This window comes from Paraglaciecola aestuariivivens, from assembly GCF_052983255.1.
Genome location: NZ_JBRKBA010000009.1, coordinates 133,021 through 152,466, shown reverse-complemented (window position 1 = coordinate 152,466; position 19,446 = coordinate 133,021). Strand labels below are relative to the sequence as shown.

The following is a 19,446-nucleotide window of genomic DNA, read 5'->3' as shown; positions in this document are numbered from 1 at the left end:
TTTATTCTTTGCTGTTGAAGAAAAAGTAACTGGCTCGAAGGGATTCGAGACATAAACAATCAGGGATGATTGCGCGAAGCGTGCTTTTAAATTTAAGCCAAGTGCAACGACCGCTTTCTCAGTGAAAGCGTACTTCACAGCTAAACACTCGCATAACTATTATTTGTATGTAGACAAGCACCACCCTGCCTTTAGTTAATAAACCAAAATACAGGGTGGCGAGGTGTGTAGAAAGCTTTATTTATTCAGCGGTTTTACTTTCGGTAATTAAACTCATAATCCGCCATTCGGCTTTAGGTTGTATATCTTTCACACTGGTATACATATGTACACGGCCATTTGGCTCTATGGCGCAGAGTTTAATCGAGCGTCCAGCGTACTCTTGTTCGTAGTCTTCAATACTAAATTCTTCAGACAAACGTGTGGTTTTAATCATGCCGCCTTTGGTGGCATAGCTGGCTAGTTTTGCATAGGTGATTTCTTCGTTAAACAAACACAGCTTAGCCGCATAAGACTCAGAAACCTGATGACTGGCACGTTGTTGTTGATGTTCGTTTACGGTTAAGCCCAAAACTGAGCCTTTACCTAACTCATGTTCAAAATGATAGGTAACCAAAGGGTTAAGTTGTTTGTAGGGCGACATCACTAACACAGTGCCATATAAGCCCAATTCTAGGTTACGTTCGGCATGCTCAGACATAGGGTTACCAAAGTAAGCCGGTATATTGGCCATGCGAGCTTGCCTTATGGCTTCCCAGTTGGTATCACAAATGCGAACTGGCACATCTTGTTCTTGTAGCTCTTTAGCAAACATGCGGCTAAATAAACCGCCACCAAAAATTAAAAAGCCATAAGGGGCAGGGGCGCGTTGGCCGAGTAGTTTTGCCACTCTTACCGACGTCAAGCTTTGGATCACTACAGTAGAGATAATCACTAAAAATACCATAGGCACTAATAGCTCTACCTGGGCGTAATTTAATACTTCTAGTTTAAGGGCAAACAGCGCTGAAACTGCCGCTGCCACTATACCTCTTGGGGCAATCCAGCTAAGTAGGGCAATTTCACGCCAGTTTAATTGAGTACCTAAAGACGAAATAAACACCGAAACTGGGCGTGCGACAAACATTATGACCAGCAGTACTATGATTGAACCCCAGCCAAGTTCTAACATAGTGTCTAATTCAATGCGCGAGGCAAGCAAAATAAACAAGCCCGAAATTAACAACACACTCAAGGTTTCTTTAAATTCTAAAATGTCTTCTACTTCAACCCTTTTCATATTAGCTAGCCACATGCCCATAATGGTTACTGTGAGCAGGCCTGACTCGTGGGCAATCACATTTGATGCAGCAAAACTGCCTAACATTAAGGTTAGAACTGCGGTATTAATGAGGTAATGTGGGATCCAATTGTTGCGTAATACTATGCCCATTAAATAACCAGATAAGGCACCAAATACCACACCTACAGATACCGTTTTAGCAAAGGCATATAAAGTGTGACTAAGGGCATCTTGGGCAGAAATTATGTATTCAAAAACTAACACCGCCAAGAGGGCACCAATAGGATCGATAATGATCCCTTCCCAACGTAAAATGTTGGCAATTTTGTTACTTGGACGCACGGTTCTGAGCATAGGTACAATAACTGTTGGACCAGTTACAGTAACAATAGCGCCAAATAAAAATGCCATTTGCCATGACATGCCTAAGCCATAGTGGGCGGCGGGTGCCGCTATCACCCAAGTAATTAATGCACCTACAGTACATAAGTTTCTGACCATAGAGCCATGTCCACTTAAATCATTTAATTTAAGGGTTAACGACCCCTCAAATAAAATAATGGCCACCGACAAAGACACTATAGGAAACAGCAAATCCCCAAACAGCGCGTCAGCGTCGAGTAATCCGGTAACCGGACCTACAATGATCCCTACAATTAACAGGGGTAAAATAGCAGGGAGTTTTATGCGATATGCTAAAAATTGGCAGCAAATAGAAATAATTCCAACTGCTACGAGTGAAATAAGAGGATCGTTCAAGTTATGCCCACCTTCAGTGAGAAAATCAAAGCTAGGCTCTATATCAGCACAGGTCAGCCATTAAAATCAATGCTTAGCTAACATGGCGTATAAATTTACCTATAATAATGTTGGTTCTTGGCGTACAAAACCTTATTTTGCTTAGCTTGGCTATTAATTAGGCTCTACTAAATTGTCGTTTAAGGCCAACACCATTTGTTTGATAGCTTTGACCTGTGGGCCTTCTTTAGTGGCGTAATTATCACCAGTGTAACCCCACCAATCCCAACAACCTTGCGGGTTAAGTGGCATAAACATAGAGTTTTTGGTTTGTGGATATAAAATCACTAGGTGATTATTGTCAGCCCAATTATTTAGGCCGTTGTGGTTAATGTAGGCTTGCCCTATGGTTTCTGCATTTTGCTGGCAGCCATGAAAATTTACATGTACTTCACATGACTCGCCCTCTAGGCAGCTTTGCGGCACATAAGCATAACCCAGTTCAGCTAAACTCTCGGCGGCTTCTCCGCCAAGCTGTTGTTGATTAAACTCAAGCACCTTTCCTTTGGGCTGGTCTGTACGTGTTGCTATGCCTTGAAAAAGAAAGTTCAACATTTCACCAGCAGCATCGTAATCACATTGACCTAAAAAAGGTGAGGCAGAGGTTGTGCAAGGTTGTCCGTCATTTAGTGTGGGAAAATGATGAGCAAAAGGTTTGTCCTGAATATATTGCATGTTTTCAGGGGCTACCCAGTTAGCGTATTGATTGTGTAAGGCGTTTGTCACTATAGGATGAATTTTTTTATCTTTTGTGCCTCTTAACAGCCAAACTCTGCTGTGTTTAAGATTAGACAAAGGCGCGATTTGTCCAGACACTTCAAAGGCAAGAGGGGCAGTAATACTTTGCTGCTTGAGGGTTTCATTACTTTTGTTCACGCATTGTTCAAGCGCGGTTTTAATGCTGTTTTGCGCACAATAATAGGGGCCTGCAGCAATAATGCCTACTCTATTAATCCAATCAGAAAAAGCTAAATGCAGTTGATTAGCCATATAGCCACCACTTGAAAGGCCTGACACACTTATAGTGTTAGTTTTAAGATTTAATCCGTTATTTAAATCTTTTCCTTTGCTGCTTTTTGCTATTGAATCGCTCAAGGTAATAGCAATAGACACTGCCAAAATAAGCGAGACACCACAGATTAATTTAAGCTGGTTTTTCATGCTATTCCTTGATTTTGATTTATTGCTCTATAAATTCTTTAATGGCCTTAGCTTGTTGGCCAATGTTTACAACACCATTTAAGTGGCCAGCGTCACCGGTTAAGGTTTTTAATTGTGAGCTTTTGCCTAAAGCTCGTAATTGTTGGTGAGGTAGTTCACTTAAATAGGGCATTAACAATAAATCGTTAGTAGAAGGTAAGAACAAGCTTTTAGCTTGAATACGACTTAGTCCTTGTTGCAAGTTTTGGCCATGCCCTGCAATAAATAACTGTGATGCTCTGGCTAAGTATAAAAGATGGTTGGCATCCATATTTTTTGCCCGGCTTTGAGCACGACTTTCTAACCATTTAACTATGCCATGGGAGGCGGTAATGCTCTGTAAAGGTGCCGACTGAAGCGCAGAGTTCTGTGGAGCTAAACTTTGATTAACCTGATTAAAAAATTCTGGTGTTAGGGCGTCTTGGGTAATAAACATTAAAGCTGCGACTAAACCTCGAGTAGGAGGTGTAGTGTCATAATAGTTGCCATTTTGCCAATTGGGGTCGAGCTTAATTGGGATACTCCACCTTTCAATTAGGGCAGTGGTCCAAGCATCACTTGCACCACTGCCAATCACAGACACCATTCTGGGTACCCATTCGGGGTAAGCCGATGCCCAATCTATGGCCTGCATTGAGCCCATAGACGCCCCAATCACAGCATGTAGTTTTTTAATGCCTAAGCTTTCTAAAACCAATTTTTGCACATTTACAAAATCGCGAATGGTTACCACAGGAAAACTTAAACCATATGGTTTGCCTGTGTCAGGGTTGATTGAGGCCGGCCCTGTGGTAATCACATTAGGATCATATGCACTTAGGTTGGCTAAGCTATCTACGCTGATAACAAAATATTTGTTGGTGTCTATGCTTTTACCCGGACCAATAAGTGCATCCCAATAGCCAGGCTGCGGATCTTCTGGGCTATATTTGCCAGCAGCATGAGAATTGGCAGAAAAATAATGGGTAATTAATATCACATTATCTTTTGCCGCATTAAGTTGCCCATAACTTTCCCATCCAACCGCTACTTGTTTGATCACTTGACCATTAAAGGTGTGGAAATTTTGGGTTTCAAAGCGTTGTTTTTTAACTATAAGCGGCTCATTCGCCAAAGCGTTAAAGCTAAAAACTAGCAAAGCCAAGGGCCATGTTAAGTGCGTGTGTATAAGGTTCTTAATGCTCATGCTTATTCTAGCTACCTTTTAAAAAATACTAAACAGAGCAATGGCCAGTGCCACACCACATAGAGGAACCACTACTGTAAGCGCCCCTAAAGCCCAATAAGCTTGTTGGTGAGTTTCTTGGCATATCGCACGTATAGTGGTGACTACATAGCCGTTATGCGGCAATGAATCTAAGGCCCCAGAAGAAATAGATACAATTCTATGTAGCTCTTCTGGATCAACCCCTCTATCTAAATAGCCAGGTGCCAATAAAGGTAGGGCAATTACTTGGCCACCTGATGCCGAGCCGGTTAAGCCTGCAATCACACTTATCGCCACAGCCGCACCTATCAGTTCATTGCCTGGAATGTTGGCCATGACTTCAACTGCACTTTGAAAAGCTTCGGTAGACTTGGCAATACTGCCAAAACCCACCACCGCGGCAGTGTTACCTATGGCAATTAATGCGCCAGTGGTGCCTGCTGTAACCGCATTTTGCATATTATGAAAATGCTTATAGTTAATGATCATCAAGCTTAATACACCGCCACCTAGAGCTACAATTAACGCCAACTGCTGTAAGGATTCATGTAATAAAAACGACAGAACCAAGACCACAAAAAGCGGCAAAATACCGGTAATTGGGTGGGGGAAGTCGCGCTCTGGAATATCTGGGTCGTGATCTCTTGATTCAAAGTGCTCGCCATTGGCTACCGCTTTGTTGATCATTTTGGCCATCCACCAAAAACCAAAAGCCGCCATAAAAATAGACACCACTAAACTCACTTCCCAAGCAGCAAAAGGCGAGGTGCCTAGATATTTAATTGGGATCCAGTTTTGAATTTCTGGTGAGCCAGCCGAGGTCATAGTGAAGGTAACAGAACCAAACGCCAGCGCTGCGGGGATAAAACGCCTAGGTAAGTTGGCATCTTTAAATAAACTTAAGGCCATAGGGTAAACCGAAAAGGCTACAATAAATACGCTTACGCCACCATAGGTTAATACCGCACAGGCTAACACAACTGCTACTACTGCTTGTTTTCTACCTAGTTTATTGATTATCCAGCGGGCTAAAGAATCAGCGGCACCGGTATCTTCCATAAACTTGCCAAATAACGAGCCCAGTAAGAACATAAAAAACCAGGCGGCAATAAAGCCAGAAAAGCCCTGCATATATCCTGTTACAAAATTATTGTCGCCAATAAATATCGGTAACCCACTGGTTAACGCCACTAAAACAGCGCATAGAGGTGCGGCAATAAATAGATTTACACCACGAATAGTTAGTACTATTAGTAGTAACAACCCACCTATTAGGCCAAGTAAACTAAGCATATAATGTGTTCCTTTAATATTAAGTCTGTGACCGCAGCCCAATAGAAAGGATGGGCTAAGTGTGTGACAAAGTCATAATAATGCCCATAGTACTATGGTACTAAGGACGTGATAACCATTCTGTTTTATGGTTAGTCAGACCGCAGTGAATAGAAAATAACAAAAACGATAGAAAACTAAAAAAACTGACATCCGAGGACACACAATGAACAAAATTAACAGCGCGGACCGTTTAGCTGCTAGCAAACAGGTCTTTAATCAATCGCTTTGTGCGTTAGCTGTTGGGGCAGTGTTATTTGCCAGCCCTAATGTATTAGCACAAGAAGAAACTGCTAAAAAAGGCCTAGAGCGCATAGAAGTTACAGCGCGTAAGAAAACTGAAAGCCTCCAAGAAATTCCAATCTCAGTTACCTCTATTGGTGAAGCCGAATTGCTTGATAAAGGCATTTCTGTAATGACTGAAATTCAACAGTTTTCTCCTAACACCACTTTGCAAAACAGCCGTGGTACCAATTCTACGCTAACCGCATTTATCCGTGGGGTAGGGCAGCAAGATCCACTTTGGGGTTATGAGCCTGGTGTAGGGATTTATGTTGATGATGTATACATTGCGCGTCCTCAAGGTGCAGTATTAGATTTATTAGATGTGCAACAAATTGAAGTACTTCGCGGCCCACAAGGCACACTTTATGGTAAAAATACTATAGGTGGTGCGATTAAATATGTGACCAAAGAAATGACTGGCGATGCTGCTTTTCATGTTGCTGGTACTTTAGGTAGCTATAACCAGAAAGACATTAAAGTAACTGGCCAAGTTCCTTTGATTGAAGACAAGTTGTACGTAGGCTTTGGTTATGCTGATTTAAATCGTGATGGTTTTGGCGAATACTTAGAGTCTGCCTTGCCTAATCAAGATTTAGAAAATTACAACAAAGACCTATGGGCAGCACGTTTTAATGTAGAGTTTCATGCCTCTGATGATTTGTTTTTCCGTGTAAGATGGGACAAAACCGAAGATACCTCTAACTCTAAAGGCGGCTACCGTTTATTGCCAAGCCGTTTAACCAATGCTCCTGTGCCAGACAGTGTATATGATTCTTATACAAGCTTACCTACTTACAACAAAGTGGAGCTAGAAGGCTACAGCTGGTTAGCGCAATATGATGTGAGCGATGCACTGCAAGTAAAATATACTGGTAGCCACAGAGAAGGCTATTCGCCAACTAACATAGACTTTGATAATACTGCACTGGATATTTTTGACGTACCAGCTGAGTACAAAGACAGCAATGATACCCACGAAATTAACCTAAACTACTCGGCTGATAGCTTTTCTATCGTTGGTGGTTTGTATTTATATGACGGTGAGTCGTGCGGTAATTTTGATGCGGTATTAGGTGTATTAGGCCGTGTAATAGGTTTCCCTGGCTTAACCCGTGAAGTAACAGGCTGTAACAACAGTGAAAGCCAAGCTGTGTATGCACAAACTAATTTTGATGTGTCAGAAAAAGTGTCAATGTCTTTAGGTTTGCGTTACACCAAAGAAGAAAAATCAGCCACAGTAAATAACGGCTTAATTTTCTCTAATGTGTATCCATCAACTGGCTGGATCCCTGGATACGATAGACCAGCAGGTGAATTAGTACCACATGTACTAGGTACAGATACTAATGGTGATGGTGTGTTAGATGCCCCTGCAGTTGCTGATTGGTCACGCTTAACGCCTAGTGCCAGTATCGAATATCAACACTCGGCCGACACTATGTTTTATGCTAGTTACGGACAAGGCTTTAAGTCTGGAACCTTTAACCCACGTGCATCAATTAACGAGCCAGCGGTTGATCCTGAAATTGTTGATTCGTTCGAAGTGGGTGTAAAAAGTGACCTAAGTGAAAGCTTTCGTGCAAACGTAACGCTCTTTGCTTTAGATCATAAAGATCGCCAGTACATTTCAGTGTTGCCAGTTACCTCTCCACAAGATTTACGTCAAATCTTAGGTAACGTTGGTACTTCAAAAGGCCAAGGTATTGAAACAGAAATTACCTATGCTGCGACAGAAGCCTTAACTTTTGATATCGCTCTAGGCTATATCGATGCTAAGTTTGAAGAAGTCATTCAACAAACTGAAAATGGCCCAATTGATATTGCCGATTCGTTTGCCATTGCCAACACCCCTGAATATACCGCTAACTTTGCTGCCAATTATTTTTGGTCGAATGATTTAGGTGACTTTGTATTTAACGCTAACTACTACTATCGCGATGATTACACTATTACCGAAACGGCTAATAGCTTAATTACTCAGGATGGTTATGGTTTGCTTAATATGAGCATTGCTTGGGCAAGTTTAGATGGAAGCTGGTACGGTGGCATCCACGCTAAAAACCTAACAGATGAAGAATATGTGGTAGGTGGATACCAGTTTGTGACTGAAGACCCGTCTGACCCTACTGGCTATGCTGCTGGTACAGGTGGAGACAATACTCTAATTGGTTATTATGGTGATCCGTTAACAGTAAGCCTAACTGTTGGTTACCGATTCTAATTAAGAGTCGCTTAATACGAGGCAGCTTAGGCTGCCTTTTTTATGTGTAATTCTATCGACATTAAATTAGAATGGTGTGACGCATTAAGGCGTTTAGTTGAACACGAAAAAAATTGTGCTTAAAGGTTAAATTCATGCAGGCAAAAGCCATAGTGGCAGATGATCATCCGTTATTTCGCAGTGCTCTGTCACATGCTGTGACTGGTAGTTTAGGTGATGCAATTTTAGAGTCAGCCAGCTTTGAGGAAACCTTAGACTTACTCAAAGTTCATCACGATATTGAATTAGTCTTTTTAGATTTAAATATGCCGGGTAATCAAGGGTTAACTGGCCTAACCATTTTACGTAATTTGTACCCCGATATTTTAGTGGTGATAGTGTCAGCCGAAGAACGCCCAGATATCATCAAAAAAGCCATAGATTTTGGCTCCAGTGGGTATATCCCTAAGTCCACTCCGTTACCTATTATCACTCAAGCTGTAGAGCAAATTTTAGATGGGCAAATATGGGTACCAGAAGAGATGGCAACCGAAGTGCAGCACTTTGAAAATCCTGAGTACAAAAACTTTGCCCTACGCTTAGAACAGCTAACCCCGCACCAATTTAAAGTGTTGCAGCTAATGGCAGACGGATTGTTAAATAAACAAATTGCTTATGAATTACAGGTAAGTGAGTCAACCATCAAACAGCATGTATCAGCCGTACTAAATAAATTAGGTTTTAATAACCGTACTCAAGCAGGCGTAATGTTTAAAAGCGTGATGAGTACTCTAGAAAACGAATAAATGTGACAGTCGTAAAGGTGCCTACCAACGTCATTCCCAACTCGATTGGGAATCTCTGCTTGGTGCCACCAGGAGTCATCTCCTAATTAATCAAATAACGGCTCTAGTTAGCAGATAGCTGACGGTGAGGATACTCAAGTTATTACACGTCGTTCCCGCGAAGGCGGGAACCTTTAACAAGCTACTGTAGTGTTAATTTTAATATATACGCCATTTCACAGATGTTGCAGTGGGTTCCCGCCTTCGCGAGAACGACGGGGAGTAAACGTTAGTTAGGCAGTGCCTGCTTTCTCAGTGAACTTGCCATACGCCTTAGCCAAGACATTTGACGCTTCTCACTCATAGCAATTTTCCAACTAACCTCTAAACCTAATGGCTAAAACGTTATGCTCAGGTATGAGCTACAACAATTCAGTACTAGTTAAAATTAGCATTTAATTATAGATTCAGTGATTTAATAAAACGTTTTAATGCTGCGGGCTTTATCGGTTTAGGTAAATAATGCAATTGATTATCAATGGCTTGTTTACGAGTTTCTTCTGTTCTATCGGCACTGCTTAATACTGCAGGGATAGATTTATTCCACTTTTTGCGCACCTCTACAGCAGCTAAAATGCCGGTTTCGCCATTGTTCAGGTGATAATCTAAAAACAGTAAATCTGGGCAGTGCTGACTTTTATCTATAGCGTCTTGAATGTTATTCACAGCTGTCACTTTGGCACCCCAACTCGATAACAAACGCTCTACCGCAGCTAAAGTATCTAAGTCATTTTCTATGACCATGACTTGTTTACCTAATAGCAATTGGTTGGAGACTGTTACTGTTGAACTATCTTTGATGATAGTGGTTTGAGATTTAGCGCCCTTGGGAACGGTAATTTCAAAACAACTGCCTTTATCTACATCAGACTTTAAGGCTATGGGATGGCCTAACAAGGCGCTGATCCGCTCTACTATGGTTAAACCTAAACCTAAGCCCTGATTATTAGGTTGTTTATCTAATTGATTAAATTCTTTAAATATTTCTTGTTGTTGATGTTTGGCTATGCCTTTCCCAGTGTCGTATACCCGCACTTTAATAAACGCATTTTGACGTTTAGCGACTACTAATACTTTGCCGCTATCTGTGTATCTAACTGCGTTTGAGATAAGGTTTTGTAATACGCGTCTTAATAGCTTTCTATCTGAAACAACACAACAACTGCTAGGAACGTAATGAATTTGAATTCCTTTACGCTGAGCGATTAAGGAAAACTCTTTTACCAAAGGCGCTAATATGTCATTAATTTTAAACGCTTGAATATTAGTAGTGAGCACCCCTGAGTCTAAGCGGGTCATATCTAATAAAGTCGAGAGTAACTCTTCGGCATTGTTTAACGATTGGATCAAGTTATTGCTCATATCCAACATATCTTGGCTACTTGCTTTTTCTTTGATTAACGAAGCGAACAAACTAGCAGCATTAAAAGGCTGCATAAGGTCATGCCCGGCTGCGGCCAAAAATTTACTTTTACTATCGTTGGCTTTTTCTGCTTCGCGGCGCGCTTCGTCTAAAGCTAAGTTGGCACTTTGCAATTGGGCGGTACGCTCGTTTACTCGCGACTCTAAGTTTTGTTTCGACTGTTGCAATTGTTGCTGGATATTAATGTAGTCGGTAATGTCGCTGTAAGTTGTTACAAAGCCACCACCAGGTAGTGGGCTACCATTTACTTCTATAGTTTGGCCATTTTCTTGTTTACGAATAAATTTGTAATGACTACCAACCCGTAAATATTGCATACGTTTTTCAATTTCAGCTTCAATTTGTTCTTTTTTGCCAAATAAACCGCGCTTGGCATTAAACAGTAATAACTCTTTTATGGGCAAACCTACTTTCATTAGGCTGGCTGGATAGTTAAATAGTTCTACGTACCTTTGGTTCCACGCCAACAAAGCTAGGTTTACGTCTACTACACAAATACCTTGTTGAATATGCTCCACTGACGATTGCAAAACTTCGTGATTAAAATGGAAGGTTTGGCTAGCTTCTTCTACTAATTCCACCAACTCAGCTATGGCCACGTCTTTTTTCTCGGCTATGGCCGATAACAGTATTCTTGCGCTGACGTTGCCCACTTGGTTGGCAATTTCATTTTCTACGCTGGCTAATAATTTAGGGCTAGCGTAACCAGAGGATTGTTCGGCGGGCAGATTTTTGAGTAAAAATTGATGACGTTCATGATCTAGTACTTTTTCGGTTACGGTTAACAACTTAGAAATTTTAGTGGCGTGATTTAGGCTAGCCATTTCTTCTTCGGCTTGTTGGCCGTCTTGTTGTTTTTTGCTACCCGGTAATAACAAGCTTAACAACACAAAACACAGTAGATTGATCAATAAACTTAAGACAAATCCGCTGGCTAGATCGGCATCTGTTGGGGCGGGGTCAAAATAATAACTAGCCTTAATACTTGGCCACAATAACCAATAGGCCCAACAACAAGCGCCTGCCAATAAAGCTATCATGGCCGCTTGTTTGTTACGTTTAGGCCAATATAATCCGCCAATTATAATTGGAAAGGTTTGTGACAGTAGGGCCACCGCAATAATGCCGCTTTTCACCAAAGACGCACTTTGACTTATGTCTAAGTGATATAAATAGGCCACCCCCATTACCACAATTACAGTGGCTCGGCGAGTAAATAACACCGCTTTAGGGGTAAGGTTATGCTGACGCCAGCGCTGTAACTGTATGGTTAACCTAAGCGGTGTAACTAAGTTATTGGTGATCATTATGCCCATAGCTAGGGTGGCCACTATTACCATACTGGTGGCAGCAGATAAGCCACCAATAAAGGCAATTACAGCAACGCTACTGTTTTGCCCCGCCATAGGTAAAGCAAGGGCGTAGATGTCGGTACTAATTTGCGCGTCATTTGAAAAGAGAATATGCCCAGCAATACCAATGGGTAACACAAAGAGTGTCATTAGGCACAAATACAAAGGAAACATCCAGCGCGCAGTGCGCAACTCTTCATTGCCGTTGTTTTCAACAAAATTAATATGAAATTGCCTAGGTAAACAAAACATGGTGCAGATGCCCAGCAACATATGGCTTAGATATATCCAAGGGGCAGAGTCTGACTGAATGATTTCTCGACTTTTAGGATGCAATTGCGCTTGGCCAAATAAATCTAACACGCCATCAAACATAAAGTAGCAGATGTACACCCCAACAATTAATAAGGCCAGTAACTTAACCACAGATTGAAAGGCTATGGTTAGCATTAAGCCAGGGTGTTTATCACTGGCACTGAGTGACTGAGTTCCAAATAAAATTGCAAAAAGTGCCATAAATATAGCAACGTAGGCCCCAATGTTGTCACTAAAGTTCACATCTATGCCCACTAGTACAGCCACACTATGGCTAACCGAGTCTAATTGCAGGGCAATGTATGGAATAACACCCACTAAGCACAATAAAGTGACTAGCGCTGCTAGCAGATAAGATTTTTCAAAACGTAAACTAATAAAATCAGCAAGGGAGCTGACTTGATGTTGATGGCACAAGGCACTGATTTTGCGCAGCACAGGTTGGGCAAATAAAAACACCAAAATCACACCTAAGTAGGTTGGTACAAATGCCCAACCATATTGGGTGGCTTGGGTAGTGGTACCAAAAAATGCCCAAGAGGTGCAATGCACCCCAAGCGCCAAACTGTAAATGAAAGGGTGTTGTTGCTGGCCTTTGTATCTTTTATCTGCCCAAAACGCGATGGCAAATAAAATCAATAAATAACACAGAACTAATGCCGAAACCGTCCATACATTGATCATGGGTATTATTAAAAATAATTAATTATTTCAGTACTTTACCCTTAGTTCTTAGCTTTTTAAAGGTAAGTGTGCAGCTTTTGTAACCTAGTTGACTGCTAAACAAGGCAAAAAACATCAAAATTTCCCTTGAAGCTGAAAAATATAACCCCATTAACAGTGCAGTTAAAAAATTTGCTTGAAGAGTATACGGAGCTAAGCATGTCAAAAGAACAAACACCACCTCAAGGTGAAGAGTTAGAAGCAGGCCTTGAGGGTCAGCAAAAAGCGCCTGAAGAAAACACTGAAGAAGAAAGTGTAGAGCTAACTGAAGAGCAGCAACGTATTGCTGAGCTTGAAGCCGCAGTAATTGCAGCCGAATCAAAAGTTAGCGAACAAAAAGATTCAGTGATGCGTGCTATAGCCGAAGCCGACAATGCGCGTAAACGTGCGCAAGGTGAAATTGATAAAGCGCGTAAATTTGCTTTAGAGAAGTTTGCCGGTGAATTATTGCCCGTAGCCGACAATTTAGAGCGCGCGTTACAGGTTGCGAATCCAGAAGATGAAGCAATTAAACCAATAGTAGATGGGGTTGAATTAACGCTTAAGTCTTTTGTTAGCACCATTGAAAAATTTGGCATGAAAGTCATAGATCCACAAGGTGAACCTTTTAACCCTGAACAACATCAGGCTATGTCTATGCAAGAAAATGCAGATTTGCCAGCCAATACAGTTATGGCAGTCATGCAAAAAGGTTATGAGATCAATGGCCGACTATTACGCCCAGCCATGGTTATGGTGACACGCGCACCAGAAGGTGGGGTAGATACTCAAGCCTAAGCACTTTTATTTAAAAAGTGTTAGCAAGTTAAAAATAATTGCATTTTTGTGAAGGTTTTTTTTCAAGCTGATGTTGAAAACCTAAAGAATAACCCCACAAAGTGTACAAGCTTTTAAGAACAATTTTTTTGGAGATAAAACAATGGGTAGAATCATTGGTATTGATTTAGGTACAACCAACTCTTGTGTTGCAGTACTTGATGGCGACAAAGCAAAAGTCATTGAAAATGCAGAAGGGGATCGTACAACTCCTTCGATTATCGCATACAGCCAAGACGGCGAAACCTTAGTAGGTCAACCTGCTAAGCGTCAAGCGGTAACCAATCCACAAAACACACTGTTTGCGATTAAGCGTTTAATTGGTCGTCGTTTTGAAGACAAAGAAGTACAACGCGATATCGACATCATGCCTTTCAAAATTGTCAAAGCTGACAATGGCGATGCATGGGTTGAAGCAAAAGGCGAAAAAATGGCACCGCCACAAATTTCGGCTGAAGTACTGAAAAAGATGAAAAAGACCGCTGAAGACTATTTAGGCGAAGAAGTAACAGCTGCGGTAATCACTGTACCTGCTTACTTTAACGACTCTCAGCGTCAAGCAACTAAAGATGCAGGCCGAATTGCTGGTCTTGAAGTTAAACGTATTATTAACGAGCCTACTGCTGCTGCCCTTGCTTATGGCATGGACAAGAAAAAAGGCGACAGTGTGGTTGCAGTTTACGACTTAGGTGGTGGTACTTTTGATATCTCTATCATCGAAATCGACGAAGCTGATGGCGAGCACACTTTTGAAGTATTAGCCACTAATGGTGATACACACTTAGGTGGTGAAGACTTTGATAACCAAGTCATTAACTACTTAGTTGAAGAGTTCAAGAAAGAATCTGGCATGGATTTACGTAAAGATCCATTAGCTATGCAACGTTTAAAAGAAGCCGGTGAAAAAGCTAAGATTGAATTATCTTCTGCTCAACAAACTGAAGTTAACTTGCCTTACATCACAGCTGATGCCTCAGGTCCTAAGCACTTAACTATTAAGTTGACCCGTGCCAAGTTAGAGTCTTTGGTTGAGTCTATGGTTAAAGCTACCTTAGAGCCGCTTAAAAAGGCCTTAGCCGATGCAGACCTATCTGTAGGTGATATCAACGATATCATTCTAGTAGGTGGTCAAACACGTATGCCATTAGTGCAAAAGTATGTGTCTGAGTTCTTTGGTAAAGAGCCTCGTAAAGACGTTAACCCTGATGAAGCGGTTGCTGTAGGTGCTGCGATTCAAGGTGGTGTATTGTCGGGTGATGTAAAAGACGTATTGTTATTAGACGTAACGCCTTTATCACTAGGTATCGAAACTATGGGTGGAGTCATGACCACTCTTATTGAGAAGAACACTACTGTGCCTACTAAAAAGTCACAAACTTTCTCAACGGCTGAAGATAACCAATCTGCAGTGACCATTCACGTGTTACAAGGTGAGCGTAAGCAAGCCACGGGCAATAAGTCACTAGGTCAATTCAACCTAGAAGGTATTCGTCCAGCACAACGTGGTGCGCCACAAATCGAAGTGACTTTTGATATTGATGCTGACGGTATCTTACATGTGTCGGCTAAAGATAAAGACACAGGTAAAGAGCAGAAAATTACCATTAAGGCGTCTTCTGGTTTAAGTGAAGAAGAAGTAGAACAAATGGTACGTGACGCTGAAGCCAATAAAGATGCTGATGCTAAATTTGAAGAACTAGTGCAAGCGCGCAACCAAGCTGATGGTCTGATCCACGGAACACGCAAGCAGGTTGAAGAAGCGGGTGATGCTCTTAGCGAAGAAGACAAAACCCAAATTGAAGCAGCGGTTGTAGCCCTTGAAGAAGCAGTGAAAGAAGGCGACAAAGACGCCATCGAAGCGAAAACTCAAGAGCTAATCCAAGCTTCTGCCAAACTTATGGAAGTGGCACAAGCCAAAGCGCAAGCTGAAGGTGCTGGCCCAGAAGCGACTGATGCTGGTGCTAAATCTGAAGCAGATGACGTGGTAGACGCTGAGTTTGAAGAAGTCAAAGAAGACGATAAAAAGTAATTTTTGATTATCCATCTGGCTACTAAGTTCGCTTAGTAGCTTGGCTCGGCGCAGCAGGTCACACTGACTGCGCCTTGTTTGTTTAAGAAATGACAAAAATAATCAGTTATAGGTGGGATTTAAAATAGCTGGTTAATGACCGCAGGATAACAAATTAAGATGTCGAAGCGAGATTATTACGAAGTGTTAGGCGTGGCAAAAAGTGCCACCGAACGCGAAATTAAAAAGGCTTATAAGCGCCTAGCGATGAAATATCACCCTGATAGAACTCAGGGCGATAAAGCTATGGAAGAAAAATTTAAAGAAGTGCAAGAAGCACACGAAATTCTTACCGACTCGCAAAAGCGTGCGGCCTACGACCAATATGGTCATGCCGGGGTCGATCCTAATCGTGGTGGCGGTGGCGGCCATGGTGCTGACTTTGGTGATATTTTTGGTGATGTATTTGGTGATATTTTTGGCGGAGGTCGAGGGGGCGGTCGTCAGTCTCGTGCACGTCAAGGCGCCGATTTACGTTACAACTTAGAGCTATCTCTTGAAGAAGCGGTAAAAGGTAAAAGCGTTGAAATTCGCGTACCCACTTTAGTAGCTTGCGAACCTTGTGATGGTTCAGGGGCGAAAAAAGGCTCTAGCCCAACTACTTGTCCTACATGTCATGGTCAGGGCCAAGTACAAATGCGTCAGGGCTTTTTTGCCGTTCAGCAAACCTGTCCGACTTGTTCTGGTAAAGGTAAGATTATTTCAGATCCTTGTAATGCTTGTCATGGTCAAGGGCGCGTAGAAAAAACCAAAACCTTATCGGTTAAAGTGCCTGCTGGTGTGGATACGGGTGATCGTATTCGTTTATCAGGTGAAGGCGAAGCCGGTGAAACAGGTGCGCCTGCTGGCGACTTATATGTACAAGTACATGTAAGGGATCACAAAATATTCACCCGAGAAGGCAACAACTTGTATTGTGAAGTGCCTTTGAGTTTCACTCGTGCTGCCTTAGGTGGTGAAATTGAAGTGCCTACCTTAGAAGGTAAGGTCAAACTTAAAGTTACCCCTGAAACCCAAACCGGTAAAATGTTCCGTTTGCGTAATAAGGGTGTGAAATCTGTACGTAGTGGCAGTGTGGGGGATTTAATTTGTAAGGTGGTAATTGAAACACCAGTAAATTTAAGTACTCGCCAAAAAGAGTTGCTTGAAGAATTAGAAAACTCCATGGGCACAGGTAAAGATGTGGCCAAAAATCGCCCCAAAGAAAGCGGTTTTTTTGATGGCGTAAAAAAGTTTTTTGATGATTTAACCAATTAATTGCCCATTAAACAGCAAAAAAGCCGCTTAATTGCGGCTTTTTTATGGGCTAATTTTAGTTACATCCAGGAGTGTTGACTGTTATTAGCTTGGGCTAACCCAAGGTCAACTAATTGATAAGCCAAAGCTTGGTTTATTAAAGGCACACTAATGGCACCAGAGGCTAAAACAAAAGTGACACTGGCAAGTTGTTTTCTACGCATAAACACACTTTGCTTAAACTGGCATTGCTGCAGTTTATAATTAGGAAAACAATAATAATCTACCCCAAATAGGCCTTTGCGAATGTAAGTGTAGTCTTGGTCAAACGCTACCCCCCAACGTCTATAACGCATTATGACTAACAGGGCACAGAGCAAATAGCCGCCTATAAATACCCCAACCAAAGGCATTTTTTGATCTATTAAGTTAATTGTTATCAGTCCTAAAAATATTGGGGTAAAGATGTAACCTAGGTAACGCACAATAAACTTTTTATCTATGGATTTAAATTGCTTGGTCTGGATCAGCTGAGTCAGTCTGTTGCCTGGAAGTGCATCTTCAATAATAGCTTGGCATTCATTGGGCTTTACAGATGGCACAATTATTTTACTGTGCTGAGCCGCAGCGTCTAAGTTATTGCTGTTTGGATTAATTTGTTCAAGTTTAAGATTGCTCCGCTTTAACAACTTATCTAACCAGTCTTGTTTACTGACTATCATTTGTAAACGGCTTAAACGCATACTCACTTCATGTTTAGTGATCAGCCCGCTACGACGTATGTATTTATCACCAAATTTATGTAAAGTGTAGCCGTAATAACTAATGATAGCGCCAGCAACAGAAAAACTAACCAGCACTAACATAATCACCATAGTCAAGCTGATGGTGTATAAAATCACTTCAACAATGCTGTGACTTTGCAGGCTAAATAAGCCGGATAAATCTACCCCCATATCCCTAAGTCTTTGGTTGATAAATTTTATAATATTGTCGTAAAAAGGCGCTAATCCGCCTAATAGTATCCAAATTCTATTGCTTGTGATGCCATGAATGATTAAGTCACTTAAACTTCTGTGATTTAGCAAAACTTCTTGGGCTTGGGCAGTGTTTTGCTCGGTTTGATTTAGGTTAAGCTGACTATCAGTTGATTTTTGTTGTTCAACATATTGCCCAATACGTTGCTTGAGTTGTTCGGCTAAATCTAATTTTATCGCCACCAATTTGGCTTCGTTTTTTGCTGAGCCAGCCGTATCTAGTTGAACGCAGGCGTGACCACTTAGCCTATAGTAAAAAGGTTGTTCAATTTTAACATTCTGCACCCGGTCAAAAGGCAAGTTGATATGGGTTTTATTAAAAACCCCTGAGCGAATTTCAATATGGTGTTCAGTTAAGCGATAGCGATAAACTTTAAAACTCAACAAAGCAAAAAAGCCTAACAAGGCAAGTAAAATCAAAACAGCAGGTAGTCCAATATAAGGATTAGACATAATGCTTTTATAACTCACTGCAAAGGCAGGAATTAAGTAGATAAAATTACTGCCTATATGTTTTATCACCTCGCTAGCAAAATATAACATGGCTATAGGGGATAACCTTTGCCAAAAAATACTCATTTTGTCGGCGTTGTTTTCAGGCTCTATGGGGCTAAGGGCGTTATCCATGCTTTAGCATATCTTTGTGCTGCAAGATGAACTGGCGAATGGATTCGGCTTTCGCTACTGGTAAGCCTGGAATTTCGAAAGTATGAGATGCGCCTCCTGCACTAAACACTTGTAACTTAGCTAAGCCTTTTTTGCGATCTATCGGGCCGCGCTTTAACTCTACGTGTTGAATACGAGTGATGGGTTGACTCACCACTTTGCGAAAAAACAATCCACTCATATAGTGCAGGTCAGAGTCACGTAATGCATAAAATTTGCGCTTGTCAGCAGCGAATTGATAAAGGGTAATCAAACTACTAATAAGTATCACTGAACCAATAATCCATGTCAGGGTGTTTTTTTGTCCGGTAGATAAAGGAAATACAGGCTGCCAATAAATACCTAAGGCAACTAATACCAAAACCACTATTCCAATTATGCCTACCAGCAAATTGATCAAGGCATAATTTTTGGCTAATGGTTGTGGGGCTAGGTTAGTTAGGCTGTCTTCTGATTCAACCCCCATGCATGAATGGCTATCAAGGTTAGTCAAAGTTCGTACTCATAATTTAAAGGCTATCTGGCATTAAAGAATCTATCTAAAGTACCCGATTCAAAGCTTAAATCAAGCAACCTTTAATTCGGCAAAAATATTAGACTAAACCAGCATGTTTAGCTTTGTTTAGTTGTTTATCCTGTTTAAGTTTATAAAAACAGTCAA

At 41.4% G+C, this 19,446-nt stretch carries 12 protein-coding genes; 5 read left to right on the top strand and 7 right to left on the bottom strand.

Features of this window, described 5'->3' with window-relative positions; translation table 11 throughout:
* Positions 1-241 precede the first annotated feature (241 nt).
* From ACVCDT_RS13715 to ACVCDT_RS13700, 4 genes are all read right to left on the bottom strand, one after another.
* Positions 242-2,041: a cation:proton antiporter gene (locus ACVCDT_RS13715; protein ID WP_447133353.1), complete on the bottom strand. Its 1,800-nt coding sequence runs from the start codon at positions 2,039-2,041 to the stop codon at positions 242-244.
* Between the two features lie 153 nt (positions 2,042-2,194).
* The gene (locus ACVCDT_RS13710; RefSeq protein WP_447133352.1) at positions 2,195-3,241 is read right to left on the bottom strand and encodes an extracellular catalytic domain type 2 short-chain-length polyhydroxyalkanoate depolymerase; all 1,047 of its coding nucleotides are present in this window, start codon (positions 3,239-3,241) and stop codon (positions 2,195-2,197) included.
* A gap of 19 nt (positions 3,242-3,260) precedes the next feature.
* Positions 3,261-4,466 carry an E22 family MetX-like putative esterase gene (locus ACVCDT_RS13705; RefSeq protein ID WP_447133351.1) on the bottom strand — a complete coding sequence of 402 codons (1,206 nt, stop codon included), beginning with the start codon at positions 4,464-4,466 and terminating at the stop codon, positions 3,261-3,263.
* A gap of 18 nt (positions 4,467-4,484) precedes the next feature.
* A complete protein-coding gene (locus ACVCDT_RS13700) occupies positions 4,485-5,780 on the bottom strand; it encodes a GntP family permease (protein ID WP_447133350.1) in 1,296 nt (431 codons plus the stop codon).
* 205 nt (positions 5,781-5,985) lie between these two features.
* On the opposite strand from ACVCDT_RS13700, the gene ACVCDT_RS13695 reads away from it, so the two are divergent.
* Positions 5,986-8,325, top strand: a complete 2,340-nt coding sequence (locus ACVCDT_RS13695) for a TonB-dependent receptor (RefSeq protein WP_447133349.1) — start codon at positions 5,986-5,988, stop codon at positions 8,323-8,325.
* A 134-nt stretch (positions 8,326-8,459) separates the two neighbouring features.
* Positions 8,460-9,110, top strand: coding sequence for a response regulator (locus ACVCDT_RS13690; protein ID WP_447133348.1), 651 nt, complete (start codon positions 8,460-8,462; stop codon positions 9,108-9,110).
* 438 nt (positions 9,111-9,548) lie between these two features.
* Here ACVCDT_RS13690 and ACVCDT_RS13685 read toward each other — a convergent pair whose 3' ends face one another.
* A complete protein-coding gene (locus ACVCDT_RS13685; protein ID WP_447133347.1) occupies positions 9,549-12,923 on the bottom strand; it encodes a PAS domain-containing hybrid sensor histidine kinase/response regulator in 3,375 nt (1,124 codons plus the stop codon).
* 198 nt (positions 12,924-13,121) lie between these two features.
* Between ACVCDT_RS13685 and grpE the strand changes: the two genes are divergently transcribed.
* The 3 genes from grpE to dnaJ all read left to right on the top strand — a co-directional run bounded on the left by grpE (position 13,122) and on the right by dnaJ (position 17,103).
* Positions 13,122-13,739, top strand: coding sequence for a nucleotide exchange factor GrpE (grpE, locus tag ACVCDT_RS13680; protein ID WP_447133346.1), 618 nt, complete (start codon positions 13,122-13,124; stop codon positions 13,737-13,739).
* A gap of 142 nt (positions 13,740-13,881) precedes the next feature.
* Positions 13,882-15,807, top strand: coding sequence for a molecular chaperone DnaK (gene dnaK, locus ACVCDT_RS13675; protein ID WP_447133345.1), 1,926 nt, complete (start codon positions 13,882-13,884; stop codon positions 15,805-15,807).
* A gap of 159 nt (positions 15,808-15,966) precedes the next feature.
* The gene (gene dnaJ, locus ACVCDT_RS13670) at positions 15,967-17,103 is read left to right on the top strand and encodes a molecular chaperone DnaJ (RefSeq protein WP_447133344.1); all 1,137 of its coding nucleotides are present in this window, start codon (positions 15,967-15,969) and stop codon (positions 17,101-17,103) included.
* Positions 17,104-17,162: 59 nt separating this feature from the next.
* Here dnaJ and ACVCDT_RS13665 read toward each other — a convergent pair whose 3' ends face one another.
* On the bottom strand, positions 17,163-18,746 hold the full coding sequence (locus tag ACVCDT_RS13665) for a PH domain-containing protein (RefSeq protein ID WP_447133343.1): 1,584 nt from the start codon (positions 18,744-18,746) through the stop codon (positions 17,163-17,165).
* A complete protein-coding gene (locus tag ACVCDT_RS13660; protein ID WP_447133342.1) occupies positions 18,739-19,278 on the bottom strand; it encodes a PH domain-containing protein in 540 nt (179 codons plus the stop codon). The genes ACVCDT_RS13665 and ACVCDT_RS13660 overlap by 8 nt, the downstream gene beginning before the upstream one ends.
* Between the last annotated feature and the right edge of the window lie 168 nt (positions 19,279-19,446).